The sequence below is a fragment of the Alloyangia pacifica genome, assembly GCF_900116195.1.
In the GTDB taxonomy this organism is placed as follows: domain Bacteria; phylum Pseudomonadota; class Alphaproteobacteria; order Rhodobacterales; family Rhodobacteraceae; genus Salipiger; species Salipiger pacificus.
This window is the reverse complement of record NZ_FOZW01000002.1, coordinates 309,933-325,864: the sequence shown is the minus strand read 5'-3', so window position 1 is coordinate 325,864 and position 15,932 is coordinate 309,933. Positions and strand designations below refer to the sequence as shown.

Sequence of the window (15,932 nt, the reverse complement as noted above, 5' to 3'; positions counted from 1 at the left end):
GTTGTCTCCTGTTCTGGGATAGGTTTGGAAAACTCAGAGCGCCGCGCATGCCGGATCGGGCACGGCGGCAGGGAGTGGCACCACCTGCGGCTCTGCGGGAAAGCCCCCGCCCACCGGCCTGAGCCGCGCGAGCATCTCCGGCGTGGCGTAGAGGCTGCCGTCTCCGGCGATCAACAGCACCGCCGATACGCCCATGTCGGCGGCCACCTGTGGCCAGTCCGCACGCCCTGCGACTGCAAGCGCCGTGGCGGCGGCATCGGCGCGGGTGCCGCGGGTGTCCAGAACCGAGACCGAGACGATCTCCGCCACCGGGTAGCCCGTGCGCGGGTCGAGAATATGCGCAAAGCGCTGGCCGCCCTGCTCGAAGTACCGCTCGTAATTACCTGATGTGTAGAGAACTTCCCCAGGTTGAAGATCGACCGATCCCATCGCGCTCCAGACGAAGGGGTCGCGGATGGCCACCCGCCAGGGGCGCCCGCCGTGGCTGCCGATGACATTCACGTCCCCACCGGCATTTAGCACCGCATTCTCAGCCCCTTGCGCCAGGAACTTAGCACCGATCCGATCGAGGGCCGCGCCCTTGGCAAAGCCGCCGAGGTCGAGCTGAACCGACCGGTCGGTCGAGGTGATCCGGGTGCCGTCAAAATGCAAAGCCATGATGCTCGGATGCGCCGCGCGCAGAGCTTCAATTTCCTCCGTTGCGGGAGGCGCGCCCTCGGGCCGCGTGTCCTGGTGGAACCCCCAGAGCTCGACAAGCGCGCCGATGCCCGGGTCGAAACGCCCGCCGCTGAGACAGCTCAGCCTTTGCCCCTCGCGGAGCAGTTCCGCAAGCCGTGGATCGACCTCCATGGACTCGCCTGCTGCGAGCGCCGCATTGAGGTCCTCCAGTTCACCGGGTTGCCAGGCGTGCCAATCGCGGTGCCGCTGCTGCAGCTCACGCCCGGCCTCGGCGGTCACGGCAGCAGCCGACACCTCGTCCTCGCCGTAGAGCACAAGTTCGACCAGCGTGCCGAAGACATAGAGCGTTTCGCGAAACTCCCGCTCGGGCTGCGCCGCACGAACCGCGCCGAAATAGAGCGCCGAGACCAGCAGCCCCCCGGCGATCACCCAGCGGCGCACTTGCAGCGGGGTCATCGCGCCTTTCCTGCGCCCGTCCCCGCGGGGACGATGTCTTCGATGTGCAGCGCTTCGGTCACGGCGCCGCGCAGCTCCGCGCGCCTCAGCGGCAGGAGCGAAACTCCCAGCACGGGCAGGCACAGCAGCGCCGACCAGAGGTCCGGCAACCCCAGCGCGGCGCAGAGTGCCAATGCCATCACCAGCGCCGCTGGCGGCAACAGGTAGGCCAGCCCCGCCGCCCCGAGGAAGGCGGCGGCGGGCAGGACGACGATCACCTCGTCGCCCGGCATCACCCCCTCCGGACGCGGCATCGTCAGGCGAAGCCGCCCGCCCGCCAGCTCCGCCAGCGCGCCGACACCGCAGCCGCTGCGCGCCGCGCAGCCGCTGCAGGCCGCGGCGCGCGCCCCCTCGAGCGATATCCGCCCCTTGGAGACGGCGGTGACACGCAGCCGCTGGCGCAGCGCGCGCGGATCGGAGCAGGCGGCGCGGCTCATTGCCTTACTCCGCCGGGATGATGCAGCCGTCTTCGAAACAGACCGAAAGGCACTGCGGCATCTCGTGGTCCGGCTCGCATTCGGTGCAGACGTCGGCGTTGATGAAGAACACCCCCTTCTTGGGCACGATGGCGCCGGTCGGGCAGACCGGCTCGCAGTCGCCGCAGGAGGTGCAGAGATCGGAAACGATGAACATGGCCATAGGGTTGGGTCCTTTCGTTAAAGTTGAATCATGAGGGGAGCGGTTCAGCCGGGCCGGACCTTCACCGCGCCGCCCAGCACCTGGCACTGGCAAGCGAGGCGGTCGGAATGCCCGGCAAGGTTTTCCTTCAACACCCGCAGCTCCAGCGCCGAGGGCTCCGAGAGATGTTCGGCCCCCTCGACCACATGGGTGAGGCAGGTGCCGCAATCGCCCTCGCGGCAGCCGTAGGTGATGCCCGCGCCGATCTTTTCGCTGATCTCGATGATCCGCGTCCCCGCGGGGACGGTCACCGTCAGATCGACGTCGGTGAAGGTCAGCTGCGACTTGGTCATGGCGGCCTCCTGCTGCCGGGGCCCACTGGAGTCTTTCGGGGCGTTCCGGGGGTGAGCAGCAAGCTGCGTGCCAAGCGCCGGAAGGGTGAAAGGCGGCCTCTCGACCGGCCTGCGGGCGCACCCGACGCGGGAGCACCGCCGCAGGTCCGACAAATTGTAGGCAATGCGACAGGCCGCAAGCGCGGGTCCGCAGGCAGGAGAACTGCGGAAAGGTCACGCACAGGGTCGCGCCGGTCCGCGCCCCGAGCCGCCTACACGGGTCGGCCTTCGTTGGGAGGCCTTCCTTGAGAAATCCCGAAGCATGCGCGCGCAGGCCCCACCCGGCGATCCGGCCCGTCCGGCGATCCGCCCTGCCCGCGCCGCCCTGGCAGCGCCTCCGAGCACTTGGCACGCGCCTTGCTGCTCAGATCGGCAACCGGCCCGCGATCGCGCGCCGCCCTCCTCAGACCGGAGCAGCCGATGGAAGAGTTCTTCATGATCCTGCTGGGCACCGCGCTGGTGAACAACGTGGTGCTGGTCAAGTTCCTAGGGCTCTGCCCGTTCATGGGGGTGTCGCGCAAGGTGGACGCCGCGATCGGCATGGGCATGGCGACGACCTTCGTGCTGACGCTGGCCGCAATCGCGAGCTGGATCGTCGAGACGGCGATCCTGATCCCCCTCGATCTGGGGTTCCTGCGCATCCTGTCGTTCATCCTGGTGATCGCCGCCATCGTGCAGTTCACCGAGGTGGTGATGCGCAAGATCGCCCCCACGCTCTACCGCGCGCTGGGGATCTACCTGCCGCTGATCACCACCAATTGCGCCGTGCTGGGCGTGGCGCTGCTGAACATCCAAGGGCAGCACGGCTTTGCGCAGAGCGCGCTCTACGGCTTCGGCTCGGCGCTGGGGTTCAGCCTGGTGCTGGTGGTCTTTGCCGGGCTGCGCGAGCGGCTGGCGCAGCTATCCGTGCCCGCGCCCTTCGCCGGACCACCCATCGCCTTCATCGCCGCGGGGCTACTGTCGATGGCCTTCATGGGCTTTGCCGGCCTTGTTCCGAATTGACCCTGCCGCCGAGCTGACCTTGCAAGGGAGCACCAAGAGATGATCACCGCCGCCGCCTCGATGTCCGCCCTCGGTCTCGGTCTCGGCCTGCTGCTGGGCGCCGCCGCGCGGAAGTTCCACGTCGAGACCCCGCCCATCGTCGACGAGCTGGAGGCGCTGCTGCCCGGCACCAACTGCGGGCAATGCGGCTTTGCCGGCTGCCGGGGCGCCGCCGAGGCGGTGGCCGAGGGCACTGCCCCGGTGACGCTCTGCCCGCCCGGCGGGCGCGACGTGGCGCTGCAGTTGGCAGAGGTCACCGGAAGCGACTGCGGCTGCGGCGCGGCGGGCGGGGCTGACCTTTCGGGCATGGCCGAGGCCGAGCCCATGATCGCCTTCATCTTCGAGGACCATTGCACCGGCTGCACCAAGTGCTTCAAGCGCTGCCCGACCGACGCGATCGTCGGCGCGGCCAAGCAGATCCACACGGTGATCTGGGACGCCTGCATCGGCTGCGACGCCTGCGTCGAGGTCTGCCCGACCGAGGCGATCCTGCTGCGCCGCAAGCCGCGCACGCTGCAGGGCTGGTACTGGGAGAAACCGGCCCAGCCCTTCGCGACGCGCGGCACGGAGGCGGTGTCATGATCCGCTTTTCGCTGTCTGGTCTGAAACCCTCGACCCTCTTCCGGGTCCGCGGCGGGGTGCATCCGGAGACCCGCAAGTTCCTCAGCGCCGGGTCGGCCATCGAGGCGATGGCCCTGCCCGCGCTGATCCGGGTGCCCTTGCAGCAGCACATCGGGGCGCCTGCCGAGCCGCTGGTGAAACAGGGCGATCTGGTGCTCAAGGGCCAGCTCATCGGTCGCGCGCGCGGACCGGTCTCGGCCAACCTGCACGCGCCGACCTCGGGCAAGGTGATCGCCGTGGGGCATTTCCCGGCACCGCATCCCTCGGGGCTGCCGGTGCCGACCATCACCCTGCGCCCCGATGGCGAGGACCGCTGGGGGCCGCGCCTGCCGCGTCTGCGCCCCGAGGATGCCGCCCCCGAGGAGATCGCCGCCCGCGTCGCCGAGGCCGGGATCGTCGGCATGGGCGGCGCCACCTTCCCGGCGGCGGTGAAGCTGAACCTGCGCGGCAAGTACCCGCTGCACACGCTGATCCTAAATGCCGCCGAATGCGAGCCCTACCTCACCTGCGACGACCGGCTGCTGCGCGAGCACGCCGAGGAGGTCGCCGACGGCGCAGGCATCATGGCGCGGGCGCTGGGGGTGGCGCGGATCATCGTGGTGGTGGAGTCGAACAAGCCCGAGGCCGCCAGCGCCATGCGCCGCCACAACCTCGGCATGGGGTATCCCATCGAGGTGAAGGTGGTGCCGACGCAATATCCCATGGGCTCTGAGAAACACATGGTGAAGGCGGTCACCGGGCAGGAGACCCCTGCCCGCGCGCTGACCGCCGAGCTGGGGATCGTGGTGCACAATGCCGCCACCGCCCATGCGGTGCATCTGGCGGTGCGCTACGGCGAGCCGCTGATCTCGCGGGTGGTGACGGTCTCGGGGCGCGGCATCGCACGGCCCGCGAACGTGCGGGCGCTGATCGGCACGCCGGTGGCCGACCTCATCGCCCATTGCGGCGGGCTGAGCGGGGAGCCGGAGAAGCTGCTGCTCGGAGGACCGATGATGGGCCAGCCGATCGCCAACCTGCGCGTGCCCATCGTGAAGGGCACCAATGGCGTGCTGGCTCTCAGCCCGTCCGAGACCCACCGCAGTGCCGCCATGCCCTGCATCCGCTGCGGCAGCTGCGTGCAGGCCTGCCCCTGCGGGCTGACGCCCTTCGAGCTGAACGCGCGGATCCAGGCAGATGACCTTGAAGGGGCGGCCGAGGTAGGCCTGCTCGACTGCGTCTCCTGCGGCTGCTGCTCGTTCATCTGCCCCTCGAACATCGCGCTGGTGCAGGGCTTCAACTTCGCCAAGGGCAGGCTCGCCGAGAAACAGGCCCGCAAGCACCAGCAGGAAGAGACCAAGCGCCTCGCCGCGGCGCGCAGCGCGCGCGAAGAGGCGCTCGCCGAGGCCAAGCGCGCCGCCATGGCCAAGCGCAAGGCCGAGATGGCCGCGAAGAAGGCGCGCGAGGCGGCGGAAGCGGCGGCACAGCCCGATGGAGAGGTGGTGAAATGAAACTGCCGCAGGTGGCCAGCGGGCCGCATTTCCATTCGATGTTCAACGTGCCGCGCACCATGGTGGCGGTGATGGTCTGCCTCGCCCCGGCCACCGGCTTCGGGCTCTACCAGTTCGGCTGGCCGGCGGTGCTGCTCTTTGCCGTGACGCTGGCCGCGGCGCTGATCTTCGAGGTGCTGTCGCTGATCGTGGCGGGACGCCCGGTGCTGCCCTTCGCGACGGATGGCTCGGCGCTGCTGACCGGCTGGCTGGTGGCGATGACCCTGCCACCCTGGGCGCCCTGGTGGGTTGGGGTGCTGGGCGCCTTCGTCGCCATCGTGATCGGCAAGCAGGTCTTCGGCGGGCTGGGGCAGAACCTCTTCAATCCCGCCATGGTCGCCCGCGCCATGCTGCTGATCGCCCTGCCGGTGCCGATGACGCAATGGGTGGCGCCGATGGGTCTGAAGGACGGGCCGGGCATCAGCGAGGCGCTACGCATCACCTTCGGCGGTGGGCCGGGCTATGACGCCATGTCGAGCGCCTCGGTGCTGGGACATGTGCAGAGCCAGCTCGATGCGGGCAGGCCGATGCCCGAGATCCTGAGCAGCATGGCGAGCCTGCACGACCAGTTCTTCGGGCTGATGGCGGGAAGCCTGGGTGAGACCAGCGCGCTCTTGCTGCTGATCGGCGGGCTGTGCCTCGTGTCTCTGCGGATCATCCAGATCGTCACGCCGCTGGCGGTGCTGGGGTCGATCTTCCTGTTGTCGGGCGCCGCCTGGCTGATCGACCCCGAGCACTTCGTGCCGCCGCTTTTCCACCTTGCCTCGGGGGCGACCATGCTCTGCGCCTTCTTCATCGCCACCGACTACGTCACCGCACCTGTCACCACCGCCGGGAGGGCGATCTACGGTGCGGGGATCGGCGCGCTGATCTGGGTGATCCGGGTCTGGGGCAGCTTCCCCGAGGGTGTCGCCTTTGCCGTGTTGCTGATGAACGCGGTGACGCCGCTGATCGACACCTACGTGCGGCCGCGCATCTTCGGGCGCACCCGGTCCGGCAAGCCGCTGCCGCTGGCCGCCAGTGCGGGAGAAAAGCCATGACCGACACCGCGCCCCATCCGTCGCGCCTCTCGGCGCTGAAGACCACGCCGCTCGCCCCGGGGCTGCTGCTGGCGCTCTTCTCGCTGGGCACGGCGCTGGTCCTCGCGCTGTCGGACGATCTGACCCGCGATGCCATCGCAGCGCGCGGGGCCGAAGACCTCTATGCCTCGCTGGCGCAGGTCTTGCCGCCGGGCAGCTACGACAACGATCCGACCGCCAGCCTGCGGCAGATGCTCGACGGCGAGCAGCCCATCCCGGTCTACGTCGGTGCCGAGGGCCCCAACGTCACGGCGCTGGCCTTCGCGCTCACCGGCTACGGCTACGGCGGCGCGATCCGGGTGCTGATTGGTGTCGATGCCGGGGGGACGGTGCTTGGCGTGCGCGTGCTGGCCCATGCCGAGACGCCGGGGCTGGGCGACAAGATCGAGACCGCCAAGAGCGACTGGATCGAGGGCTTCGCCGGGACATCCATGACCTCGCCCACCCCCGCGGGCTGGAAGGTCCGCAAGGACGGTGGCCAATTCGACCAGTTCTCCGGCGCCACGATCACCCCGCGCGCGGTGGTCGCCACGGTGCACCGGGGGCTGGAGCTGTTCGAGGCCAATCAAGCGGCGCTGCTCGCCCCGCTCCGCGCAGAGGAGACAGGCTGATGGCCGACTATGCCAAGATCGCCCGTGACGGGCTCTGGGACAACAACATCGTCTTTGGCCAGATGCTGGCACTCTGCCCGCTGCTGGCGGTGACCGGCACGGCGACCAACGGGCTCGGCATGGGCTTGGCAACGACCGCGGTGCTGGTGGCCTCCGGGCTGGCGGTGTCCTTGCTCCGCGGCGCGATCACGCCGGAGATCCGTATCCCCGCCTTCGTGCTGATCATCGCCTGCATCGTGACGGTGGTGGACATGGCGCTGAACGCCTGGGTGCATGACCTGCACAAGGTGCTGGGCCTCTTCATCCCGCTCATCGTCACCAATTGCGCCATCCTCGGCCGGGCCGAGGCCTTTGCCTCGAAACAGACGCCGCTGGCCTCCGCCTTCGACGGGCTGATGATGGGGCTCGGCTTCACCCTGGCACTGACGGTGCTGGGCGGGCTGCGGGAAATCCTCGGGTCGGGCACGCTCTTTGCCAATGCCTCGGTGCTGCTGGGGGCACGCTTCGGCTTCCTCGAGACCGTGGTGATCCCGGGCTACCAGGGTTTCCTTCTGCTCATCCTGCCGCCGGGCGGCTTTATCGTGCTTGGCTTTCTGCTGGCGCTGAAATCGCTGGCCGACAGGCGCCGCCGCGCCGGGAGCGAGGCCAAGACCGCCCGCGCAGCGCGCAGCTTCACCGCCGTGGGCGTGCTGCCCCGGCCCGAGGAGGGAGAAACGTCATGAATGTCGGCATCGCCTATGCCCGGCCCACCGCGCAGGTCTGGCGCAACCTCGAGGTGTCCGATGGCGCCACGGTGCGCGAGGTGATCGAGGCCTCGGGGCTCCTCAACGAATTCCCCGAACTCGACCTCGCGGTGAACAAGGTCGGCATCTTCGGCGCCATCGCCAAGCTGGAAAAGCCGGTGAAGGAAGGAGACCGGGTTGAAATCTACCGCCCGATACACCCCGACGCCGAGCTGCTTGAGAAGAAGTCATGAGTCGCGGACGCACCAGGCCACACACGCAAAAGGAGACGTAAATGCCAATGCTTACACGCCGAAGCTTCACCACGTCGCTGCTCGCCGGAGTGAGTGGGCTTGCCGCCGCCGGTCTGGTCCCGCCCGGCAGCCGCGCCCGCAGCCTCGTCATCGGAGGCGGTCCCGCCGGCGCCATGGCCGCGCTTGCGCTCCGGCGCAGCGATCCCAGAGCCGAAGTGTTGTTGGTCGAGCGCGATCCCACGCGATTGGGAACCTCCACAGCCGGCGCCTTCGAGCAGCCCGGCGCTGGCGTCACGCTGTCGGAGCTGGATGCCGAAGGCGTCGGCGTGCTGCTCGACGAGGCCGCCGGGATCGACTGGCGCACCGCGCGGCTTGAGCTGTTCAGCGGCAGGACGTTGGCGTTTGACCGCATCGTGCTGGCCCCCGGCACCGCGGCCGTGGCCGAAGCCATTCCCGGCCTCGACGCCGTCACCCGTCACCGCTGGCCCGCCGCCTGGGGCAGCACGCAGGAGGCCCGCCGGCTGGCGGCACAGCTTGGCGCCCTGCCGGAGCGCGGCCACGTGGTCCTGCGCCTTCCGGCCGAGATTAGTCATCCCGAGGTGGCGCTCGACCGGGCGCTGCTGCTTTCGGCATGGTTGCGCCGCGCGCGCCCCGCCGCACGGCTGACTGTGCTCGACGGCAGTGACACCCAGGCACTGTCGGGCCGGTTCCACGAGCAGGTGGCCCGGCGGGGTGGCTGGCTCTGCGCGGAGTGGCAGCGCGCACGGGTGACCGCGGTCGACGCCCGGCAAGGTCTCATCGAGACCGATGCCGGGCGCCTGCGCGCCGAAGTGGTTAACTTCGTCACCCCGCGCAGCGCCGGTCCGCTGGCCCGGGTGGCCGGGCTGGCGGACGCGTCGGGCTGGTGCCCCTGCGATGCCTCGGGCCGCTCATTGCGGCGCGCGGGCGCAGTGATCCTCGGCGACGCGCGCAAGGGCGCGCGGCGCACGCTGGATCAGGCAGCGCATGTCGCGGGCGTGCAGGCCTAGGTCGGCGTGTAGAGCGCGCGCGACTGGCGGTGCAGGTTGACCCGCTTGTCGTAGCCGCAGTTGCAGTTCGGGCAGTTGAGATTGAAGGCATCGCGCGAGAAGCGCTTGTGCTTCTCGGTGAACAGCATCTCGGTCAGCCGCTGCTTGTGCAGGTCACCCATCTTGAAGGTCACGAAGCACAGTTGCACCGTCCCGTCCGGCCCGATCCAGAGCATGTCGTAGCTGGTGCAGGGCAGCCGCATCTTCTCCTTGCGGATCAGCCAGTCGGGGATCGACCGAATGCCGCGCTCGGTATTGCGGATCAGGTCCGGCTCTTTCTGCTTGGCCTCGAGCAACATCCCGCAGATGTCGTCGAGCAGCGGCCGGTCCTCCTCCTCGAACCAGAAGGGCTGGTTGTCGCCGGCGCCGTCCTTCTTGACGAAGTAGGGCAGCGAGTAGTGGATCAGGTTGATATAGATCTGCATGTCGAGATCACGGGCGAATTTCAGCGTGTCCCGCACCGTCTCGGGCTTGCCCGTGCCGCGCATCAGCAACCAGTCGAGGCTCATCGGCAGCTTGTCGGCCCCATGGCGGCGCCGGGTTTCGGTGAGCGACTTCCTCACCAGCTCGAAGGACCCCTTGCGCTGCACGTAGTCGTCGTAATCCTGTCCCAGCCCGTAGAGCCCGACCGAGACCTTGCGCAGCCCGGCCTCCACAAGCTTGTCGATCTTCTTGTCGAGCAGCAGCCCGTTGGTGGTGACATACATGTTGAGGCCACGGTCGCGGATGCGGGCCACGAACTTGTCGAGGTCCCGGTGCAGCAGCGGCTCGCCACCGTAGAGCCGGATATTGCCGATCCCCAGCTCCTTGCAATCGTCGATCAGTTGCGCCCCGATCTCCCAGGGCAGCTGCGTTCCGTGCATGAAGTCCCGACCGTAACAGCAGGCACCACAACGAAGATTGCAGTTTGCCGTCAGGCTCAGGAAGACCTCGTGCGGGGCCGGGCGCACCAGCTTGTCGCTGACCTGCGCCATAGAGAAATGCGCCCGACGCATATGCTCCTTGACCACCTTTGCCGGCGCGTAGAGCGGTGAGCCCTGCAACGCCGATTTGACGCTCCTCTCGATCTTGTTTGTATTTGGCATAGACGTCTTTCCTCCTCCGTCTCTGTTGTTTTCAGCATGGACCGGCTCGGGAAATATCTTCGACACACTCCCCCGCGCGGCCGGTGCTCGCGCGGAAATCACCCTCAATCGTATTGCGGTAGAGCCGGCGCAGCGCCGCGCTCCAGTCTTCCACCCGGTAACTGCGCAGCACCCGCGCGCGTCCCGCGCGGCCAAGCCTGCTGCGCAGGGCCGGATCCAGCGCCAGTTCGGCCATCGCCGTGGCCAGCGCCTCGGGATCGCCCGGCATCACCCGGCGTCCGACGCTGGCATCGACAACGGAAAAGGCGCTGCCCGCCGGGGTGGCGACCACTGGCAGCGCGTAGCTCATCGCCTCAAGCAGCGCGATCGACAGCCCCTCTGCACGCGACGCGCTGACATAGGCGTCATGGCGGCAGAGCAGCCCGGGCACGTCGTCCCGGGGCCCGAGAAAGCTGACCTGATCGCGCAGCGCGAGGTCGCGAGCCCGCTCTTCGAGCGCGGCGCGGCTTTCGCCATCCCCGGCAATCGACAGGTGAAACGGAACCGCGCGCGCCGCAAGGCGCGCCGCCGCCCAAAGCACCGTGTCCACGTCCTTTTCCGGCGACAGCCGACCGACCACCAAGAAGCGCGCCGGGGCGTCGGGCGCCCTGCCATCAGCGCGGGCCACCTCGACGGTCGCAAGATCGGGAGGCGGCGGCGCCGGATTGGGCAAGGTCACCAGCGGCAGCGTTCCGAGCCGTGCACGGTTGCCGCTTGCCACGCTCTCGGAACAGGCGATGGCCCCCGTGGCCGCGCGGCGCAAAGCCTGCGCCTCGAGCAGGCCGCGCAGGCGGGCCCGGCGGTCCGGACCGGGCGGAGGCAGGTGCAGCCCGCCAAGCACGGGCAGGCCGCAGAGCCGCCCTGCGGGTGGCGCAATGGTATTGGCGAGGCGCAGGTGCGCGTGTACCAGCTGCGCCCCGCAGCGGCGCAGCGCCTCCGCCAACTGCCGGACAAGTCCCGGCATCCCGCCCGCGCCGCGCCGCAGGTAGCTCACCGGCACGCCGGCGCTCTCGAGCCGTGCCGCGTAAGGCGTCTCCACCGGGCCGGAGAGCACGAAGACCCGAAGCGCCAGCCGCTCGATCCGCTGGCGCTCGGCGAGGTAGACAAGCAGCTCCTGCGTGCCCCCCCATTCGAGGTTGCCGATCACCTGCGCCACGCGGAGTGGCGGCAGGCCCGGGGCCGGGGCCGGGACGACGCTCATGTGCCGGCCCGGTGAAAGGCGTGGAACTTCGACTCGCGCCCTGTGAGTTCCTCGTAGCTGCCCTCTTCAAGCACCCGCCCCGCACCAATCAGGTAGATCAGGTCGCAGTTGCGCACCGAGCTGAGCCGGTGCGCGACGATCACCACGGTGGTGCGCCCGCGCAGCCCCTGCACGGCAGCGGTCAGCTCGGCCTCGCTGATCGTGTCGAGCGCCGAAGTGGACTCGTCCATGACCAGCAGCGCCGGCTCGCGGTAGATCGCCCGGGCGATGCCGATGCGCTGGCGCTGTCCCACAGAAAGGCTCTGGCCGCGCTCGCCGAGCGGCGTGTCGTAGCCCTGCGGCAGCTCGGAGATCAGGCCGTCCAGCCCGGCAAAGGCACCCGCCCGGCACAGTGCCTCGGAGGCATCGCCGCGCGGCGTGAAACCGAAGCGGATGTTGTCGCCGATGGACCCTTCGATCATGCAGCTGTCCTGCGGCACATAGGCCACCGAACGGCGCCAGCGCGCAAGGTTCTCGGGGGTGATGCGGGTGCCGTCGACGTAGAGGCCGCCGCTGGCGGGACGGATCAGCCCGGTCAGCATGTCGAGAATGGTGCTCTTGCCCGCGCCGGTCGCGCCGACCAGCCCGACGATGCGCTTCGCCGGAACGCGCAGGTCGAGATCGCGGATCAGCTGACGCTCACCGTCCGGGTAGTCGTAGCCGACGCTCCGCAGCTCCAGCGACTGTTCCAGCGGCATCGCCTCGGTGGCCCGACCGTCCGACAGATCGACGCCCTCGACCGCGGCGAGATCCGCATGCAGCTCGTCCACCGCCGGAAGATCGCCTCGAAGCGCCGCCCCGGCCGCGTAAATCCGTTGCAACGCCGGGAAGAGCCTAGCTGCGGCAAAGGCATAGAGCGCAACCATGGGCAGCGCGCTGCTGCCCTCGCCCTGTTCGACCAGCGTCCAGATCACCAGCAGGATCATCGTGCCGAAAGTCAGAACCTCGAGCACCGACTTGGGGATGTCGCGCAGCAGGTCGGCGGTGGTGGTGGCCTCGGCCCGGCGCCGGAAGGCCGCCTCGAAACGGTCGAGGTAGCTGCGCTCCATGCCGTAGAGCTTCACCTCGCGCGAGCCCGAGAGCGCCTCGCTGAGCAGCCGCGCGGTCTCGCGGGTGGCGCCCATCCGCGCGGCACCGACGCGGCGCATGGGGCCACGCACCACGGCAAAGATCGCGCCGTAGCCGAGCCCCAGCAGCAGCGCCATGGTCAGCGCGGCGCGCGGCTCGACCACCACCAGCATGACCGCCAGAGACAGCGCCGTACTGACACCAGTGAGCAGCCGCACGGCGTTCATCATCACACCGTTGACCACCCGTTCAACCTCGGACTGGATGTTGGTGACAAGCTCCGCCGAATGCCGCCGCAGCCGCCGGTCGAGCGGCGCGCGCATGTAGAGAGAGACCAGCCGCGACGCGAGGCTGACGCTCTGCCCCCGGACGAAACCGCGCAGGTAGGTGAACCCCCAGATGCGGAAGACGATGGCCGAGGTCAGCATCCCCAGCGAGCCGAGCGCCAGCAGCACCAGGAAGGCGGTTTCCCCCTCGATGCCAAGGGCATTTCGCAGCGCCGCGAGCGCGGGATTGGACAGCGCCTTCTCGGGGCTGGCCGCGACCATGAGGAAGGGGGCGATGGAGAGCACAGCCGCCATGTCCGCCAGACCCATGCCGACGCTCACCGCGAGGACGCGCCAGAGCCGGTGCCGGGCGCGCTCGTCAAGCAAGAACAGGATACGATCCATGGTGCCGCCCAAGACAATCCTCCGTGGGCTTCGCATTCGAAATAACTGGGCGCATCGCGTGGGAGTCAGGGCCCGCCGCGTCGCGGATGAAATGTCTTCAGGAAATGTAGGTTTCAGGATCGGCGATGCCGCGCAAAGCGCAAGTGTTTCGTTGCGGCGATACGGAGGCAGATACACGCTATGGCAGAAATCCGCCGATCGCGTCGCCTTTGCCTCGGCGTTGTACATCCCTCGCGCCGAGGTGCGCACCTGTCCCCCACGCCGAGCGGGCATCCGTGCAGCGGCGCGCCAAGAGCTTCGCGCCCGGTGATCAGGGCCCAACTCGGAACCCGAGCCGACCTGCCTCACCCTTGGCGACGGCGGCATGCGGGCACGGGCGCCGGGTGTGTGCGGAGCGCTCTTCCGGCGCGCCGAGGTGACGCTGAGCCAGAGCCGCCTTGTCCTGCGTCGCGGCGCTGCGGCTGTCGCGCGGCAGTGTGCCCGGCAGCTGGCTCCGGGATGGGCGTGGCGACACCCCTAGCCCATGCGCTTCGGGCGGCACGCCAAGGCGATGCTTGTGGCGAGACGTGGGTCTGAAGTTCTCCGAGCACGCGAGCGGCTGGCTGCCGTTCCGGGCCCGTCAAACTTCGGGTCGGGTGCCGAAGATGGCGCAGGTCCATCGCACCTTGGAGGCGCGGGGTGCGGTGCTCCGTTTCGAGGGTGAGACAGGCCGCAGAGACTTTGGCGCGCCGGAGGAGGGCCACATCGTCGGCGCGCGCCAGAAGCGCTGACGCCGCCAAGAGGCCTCGCCCGAGAGCAGCGCGGCACGTTTTCAAACAGTCTCACAACAATTCGCCCGCAGGCTTGCCGCGGCCTTTGAGCCCGCGCGTTCGCCTGCCCTTCCCCTGCCTGCAAGCCGCGCACCCCAATCGATCTTGTCTGCCCTTCAGGGAGACGCGTCGCGTGCGCGTTCACGCCACCTGCCCGGCACGGTTCGGCGCGCCAGCCCCAATTTTTCGAGGAGACCGCTTCATGCCCACAGACACCCAGACCGCGCAGCTGCAGCTCAGGACGGTGCCCGCCGGCTTCTACCGGGGATTCAACCCGGCCGTGTCGATCACCGCCAAGGCCCTGATCGTTGCGCTGATGCTGCTGATCCTGCTGGCCCCGGCGATGGCGACCCGCGAGCTGCAGATGTTGAAGGACCTGGTGCTGACCCGCTTTGCCGGATGGTACGTCTACCTTCTGGCCGCCTTCGTGGTGTTCAACCTCGGGGTCATCTGCCTGCCGGTCTCGGGCCGATTGCGGCTCGGACCGCCCGGGGCACGGCCCGAAATCGGCACCTTCTCGTGGCTGGCGATGATGTTCTGCGCCGGGATCGGTATCGGGATCCTCGTCTTTTCGGTCAGCGAGCCGGTCTCTGACTTTCTGAACAACCCCGACATCATGGCGGGCGGCACGCCCTCGGCGCAGGCGGAAACCCTGCCCTCGGCGATGCGTTTCGTCTTCTTCCACTGGGGCCTTTCGGCCTGGAGCAGCTACGTGATCGTCGGGCTGGCGCTGGGGCTGGCGTGCCACAGAAACGGGCATCCGCTGACCATGCGCTCGGGGCTGGAGCCGCTGGTCGGCAAGCGACTCGAGGGCCGACTGGGAGACGTGATCGACGTGCTGGCGATCCTCGCCACGGTCTCGGGCATCGCGACCACCATCGTGCTGGGGCTGGAGCACATCTGCTCCGGCCTGTCGGAGCTGACCGGCAGCCCGTTCTTCGCCGACCAGGCCGGCAACCCGCCGCTGGTGGCGCTGCTTACCGCGCTGGTTCTCGCCATTGCCGCCACCATCGCCTCGATCGTCTCGGGCATGGAGCGCGGCGTGAAATGGACGTCGCATTGCGGCATCGCGCTGGCCTTCGTGGTGTTGGCGGTCTTCGTGATCTTCGGGGGCAAGGCCGAAGTCCTCTCCGTCTTCGCCGAAAGCGTTCAGCGCTATGTCGAGACCCTGCCGAGCCAGATCGTCATGCTCTACGACCCGGTGCAGGACAGCGCCCGGCACGTCTGGCAGGGCGACTGGACGATCTTCTACTGGGCCTGGTGGATCGCCTTCGCACCCTTCGTCGGGCTGTTCCTCGTGCGCATTTCCAAGGGGCGCACGGTGCGGCAGTTCGTGCTCGGCGCGATGCTCGGCCCATCGCTCATGTGCTTCGTGTGGTTCTCGGGCACCGGCGGCTCGGCGCTGCTCATGGAGATCGACGGCCGCGCCGGGGGAGCGATCCTGCAGGCCGAGCATGCCTACCGGATCGTCGCGGCGGTCAATGTCATGCTGGGGCCGACCGGGGCGGCGCTGATGACCGGGGCGCTGACGCTGCTGTTCGTGGTGCTGATCATGGCCTCTTCCACCGCCGCGATCATCGCCATCAAGGCGATCGGCGCGGGCGGCAGCCCGCTCGGCGAGACGCCGCTGCACTCCATGCTCTGGGCGGTGGCCATCGCGGCGCTCACCGGGGCGATCATCGCCGCCGGGGGCATCGGCGCGATCCGCGACGCGATGCTGGTGATGACCCTGCCCTTCTCGGTGGTCCTTGCCGGAATGTTCCTGTCGGTGATGCGGCACCTGGTGCGGGGCGCCTGAGCGCCCCGCCATCTTCGCAGACCTTGCACGCCATGACCTCGCGGCAAAGCCGCACTCGGCTCCTTGAAAATGACCAGTGGTCACAATAATCATGACCGCTGGTCATTTTTGAGCGTGA

At 69.0% G+C, this 15,932-nt stretch carries 16 protein-coding genes; 9 read left to right on the top strand and 7 right to left on the bottom strand.

Annotated features, from left to right (window positions below; all coding sequences use genetic code 11):
* Positions 1-33 precede the first annotated feature (33 nt).
* From BM397_RS05980 to BM397_RS05965, 4 genes are read right to left on the bottom strand one after another with little or no spacing between them, the layout of a single operon-like run.
* Positions 34-1,134 (bottom strand): FAD:protein FMN transferase, encoded by a 1,101-nt coding sequence (locus BM397_RS05980; protein WP_092419741.1) that lies wholly within the window; start codon positions 1,132-1,134, stop codon positions 34-36.
* Positions 1,131-1,610 (bottom strand): SoxR reducing system RseC family protein, encoded by a 480-nt coding sequence (locus BM397_RS05975; protein ID WP_092419738.1) that lies wholly within the window; start codon positions 1,608-1,610, stop codon positions 1,131-1,133. The genes BM397_RS05980 and BM397_RS05975 overlap by 4 nt, the downstream gene beginning before the upstream one ends.
* Before the next feature lie 4 nt (positions 1,611-1,614).
* Positions 1,615-1,812, bottom strand: a complete 198-nt coding sequence (locus tag BM397_RS05970; protein ID WP_092419736.1) for a 4Fe-4S binding protein — start codon at positions 1,810-1,812, stop codon at positions 1,615-1,617.
* A gap of 44 nt (positions 1,813-1,856) precedes the next feature.
* Positions 1,857-2,144, bottom strand: a complete 288-nt coding sequence (locus BM397_RS05965; protein WP_092419734.1) for a 2Fe-2S iron-sulfur cluster-binding protein — start codon at positions 2,142-2,144, stop codon at positions 1,857-1,859.
* A gap of 459 nt (positions 2,145-2,603) precedes the next feature.
* On the opposite strand from BM397_RS05965, the gene rsxA reads away from it, so the two are divergent.
* Genes rsxA through BM397_RS05925 form a run of 8 tightly spaced genes read left to right on the top strand, consistent with a single transcriptional unit; the run spans position 2,604 to position 9,065 of the window.
* Positions 2,604-3,185, top strand: a complete 582-nt coding sequence (gene rsxA / locus BM397_RS05960; protein ID WP_092419731.1) for an electron transport complex subunit RsxA — start codon at positions 2,604-2,606, stop codon at positions 3,183-3,185.
* A gap of 39 nt (positions 3,186-3,224) precedes the next feature.
* Positions 3,225-3,806, top strand: a complete 582-nt coding sequence (locus BM397_RS05955; RefSeq protein ID WP_092419727.1) for an RnfABCDGE type electron transport complex subunit B — start codon at positions 3,225-3,227, stop codon at positions 3,804-3,806.
* Positions 3,803-5,332, top strand: coding sequence for an electron transport complex subunit RsxC (gene rsxC / locus BM397_RS05950; RefSeq protein WP_092419724.1), 1,530 nt, complete (start codon positions 3,803-3,805; stop codon positions 5,330-5,332). Before BM397_RS05955 ends, rsxC begins: the two co-directional genes overlap by 4 nt.
* Positions 5,329-6,411, top strand: a complete 1,083-nt coding sequence (locus BM397_RS05945; RefSeq protein WP_092419722.1) for an RnfABCDGE type electron transport complex subunit D — start codon at positions 5,329-5,331, stop codon at positions 6,409-6,411. The genes rsxC and BM397_RS05945 overlap by 4 nt, the downstream gene beginning before the upstream one ends.
* Entirely contained in the window at positions 6,408-7,061 is a 654-nt protein-coding gene (gene rsxG / locus BM397_RS05940; RefSeq protein WP_092419720.1) for an electron transport complex subunit RsxG, read from the top strand. The genes BM397_RS05945 and rsxG overlap by 4 nt, the downstream gene beginning before the upstream one ends.
* Entirely contained in the window at positions 7,061-7,783 is a 723-nt protein-coding gene (locus BM397_RS05935) for an electron transport complex subunit E (RefSeq protein WP_092419718.1), read from the top strand. The genes rsxG and BM397_RS05935 overlap by 1 nt, the downstream gene beginning before the upstream one ends.
* On the top strand, positions 7,780-8,037 hold the full coding sequence (locus BM397_RS05930) for an RnfH family protein (RefSeq protein ID WP_092419715.1): 258 nt from the start codon (positions 7,780-7,782) through the stop codon (positions 8,035-8,037). The genes BM397_RS05935 and BM397_RS05930 overlap by 4 nt, the downstream gene beginning before the upstream one ends.
* Before the next feature lie 41 nt (positions 8,038-8,078).
* Positions 8,079-9,065 carry an FAD-dependent oxidoreductase gene (locus tag BM397_RS05925; protein ID WP_092419712.1) on the top strand — a complete coding sequence of 329 codons (987 nt, stop codon included), beginning with the start codon at positions 8,079-8,081 and terminating at the stop codon, positions 9,063-9,065.
* Here BM397_RS05925 and BM397_RS05920 read toward each other — a convergent pair.
* Genes BM397_RS05920 through BM397_RS05910 form a run of 3 tightly spaced genes read right to left on the bottom strand, consistent with a single transcriptional unit; the run spans position 9,062 to position 13,207 of the window.
* On the bottom strand, positions 9,062-10,189 hold the full coding sequence (locus BM397_RS05920) for a radical SAM protein (protein ID WP_092419709.1): 1,128 nt from the start codon (positions 10,187-10,189) through the stop codon (positions 9,062-9,064). The two genes, BM397_RS05925 and BM397_RS05920, sit on opposite strands and share 4 nt — an antisense overlap.
* Positions 10,190-10,220: 31 nt before the next feature.
* Positions 10,221-11,429 (bottom strand): glycosyltransferase, encoded by a 1,209-nt coding sequence (locus BM397_RS05915; RefSeq protein ID WP_092419706.1) that lies wholly within the window; start codon positions 11,427-11,429, stop codon positions 10,221-10,223.
* On the bottom strand, positions 11,426-13,207 hold the full coding sequence (locus BM397_RS05910) for an ABC transporter ATP-binding protein (protein ID WP_177239596.1): 1,782 nt from the start codon (positions 13,205-13,207) through the stop codon (positions 11,426-11,428). The genes BM397_RS05915 and BM397_RS05910 overlap by 4 nt, the downstream gene beginning before the upstream one ends.
* Before the next feature lie 1,011 nt (positions 13,208-14,218).
* Between BM397_RS05910 and BM397_RS05900 the strand changes: the two genes are divergently transcribed.
* Positions 14,219-15,814 (top strand): BCCT family transporter, encoded by a 1,596-nt coding sequence (locus BM397_RS05900; RefSeq protein ID WP_092419697.1) that lies wholly within the window; start codon positions 14,219-14,221, stop codon positions 15,812-15,814.
* Positions 15,815-15,932 lie beyond the last annotated feature (118 nt).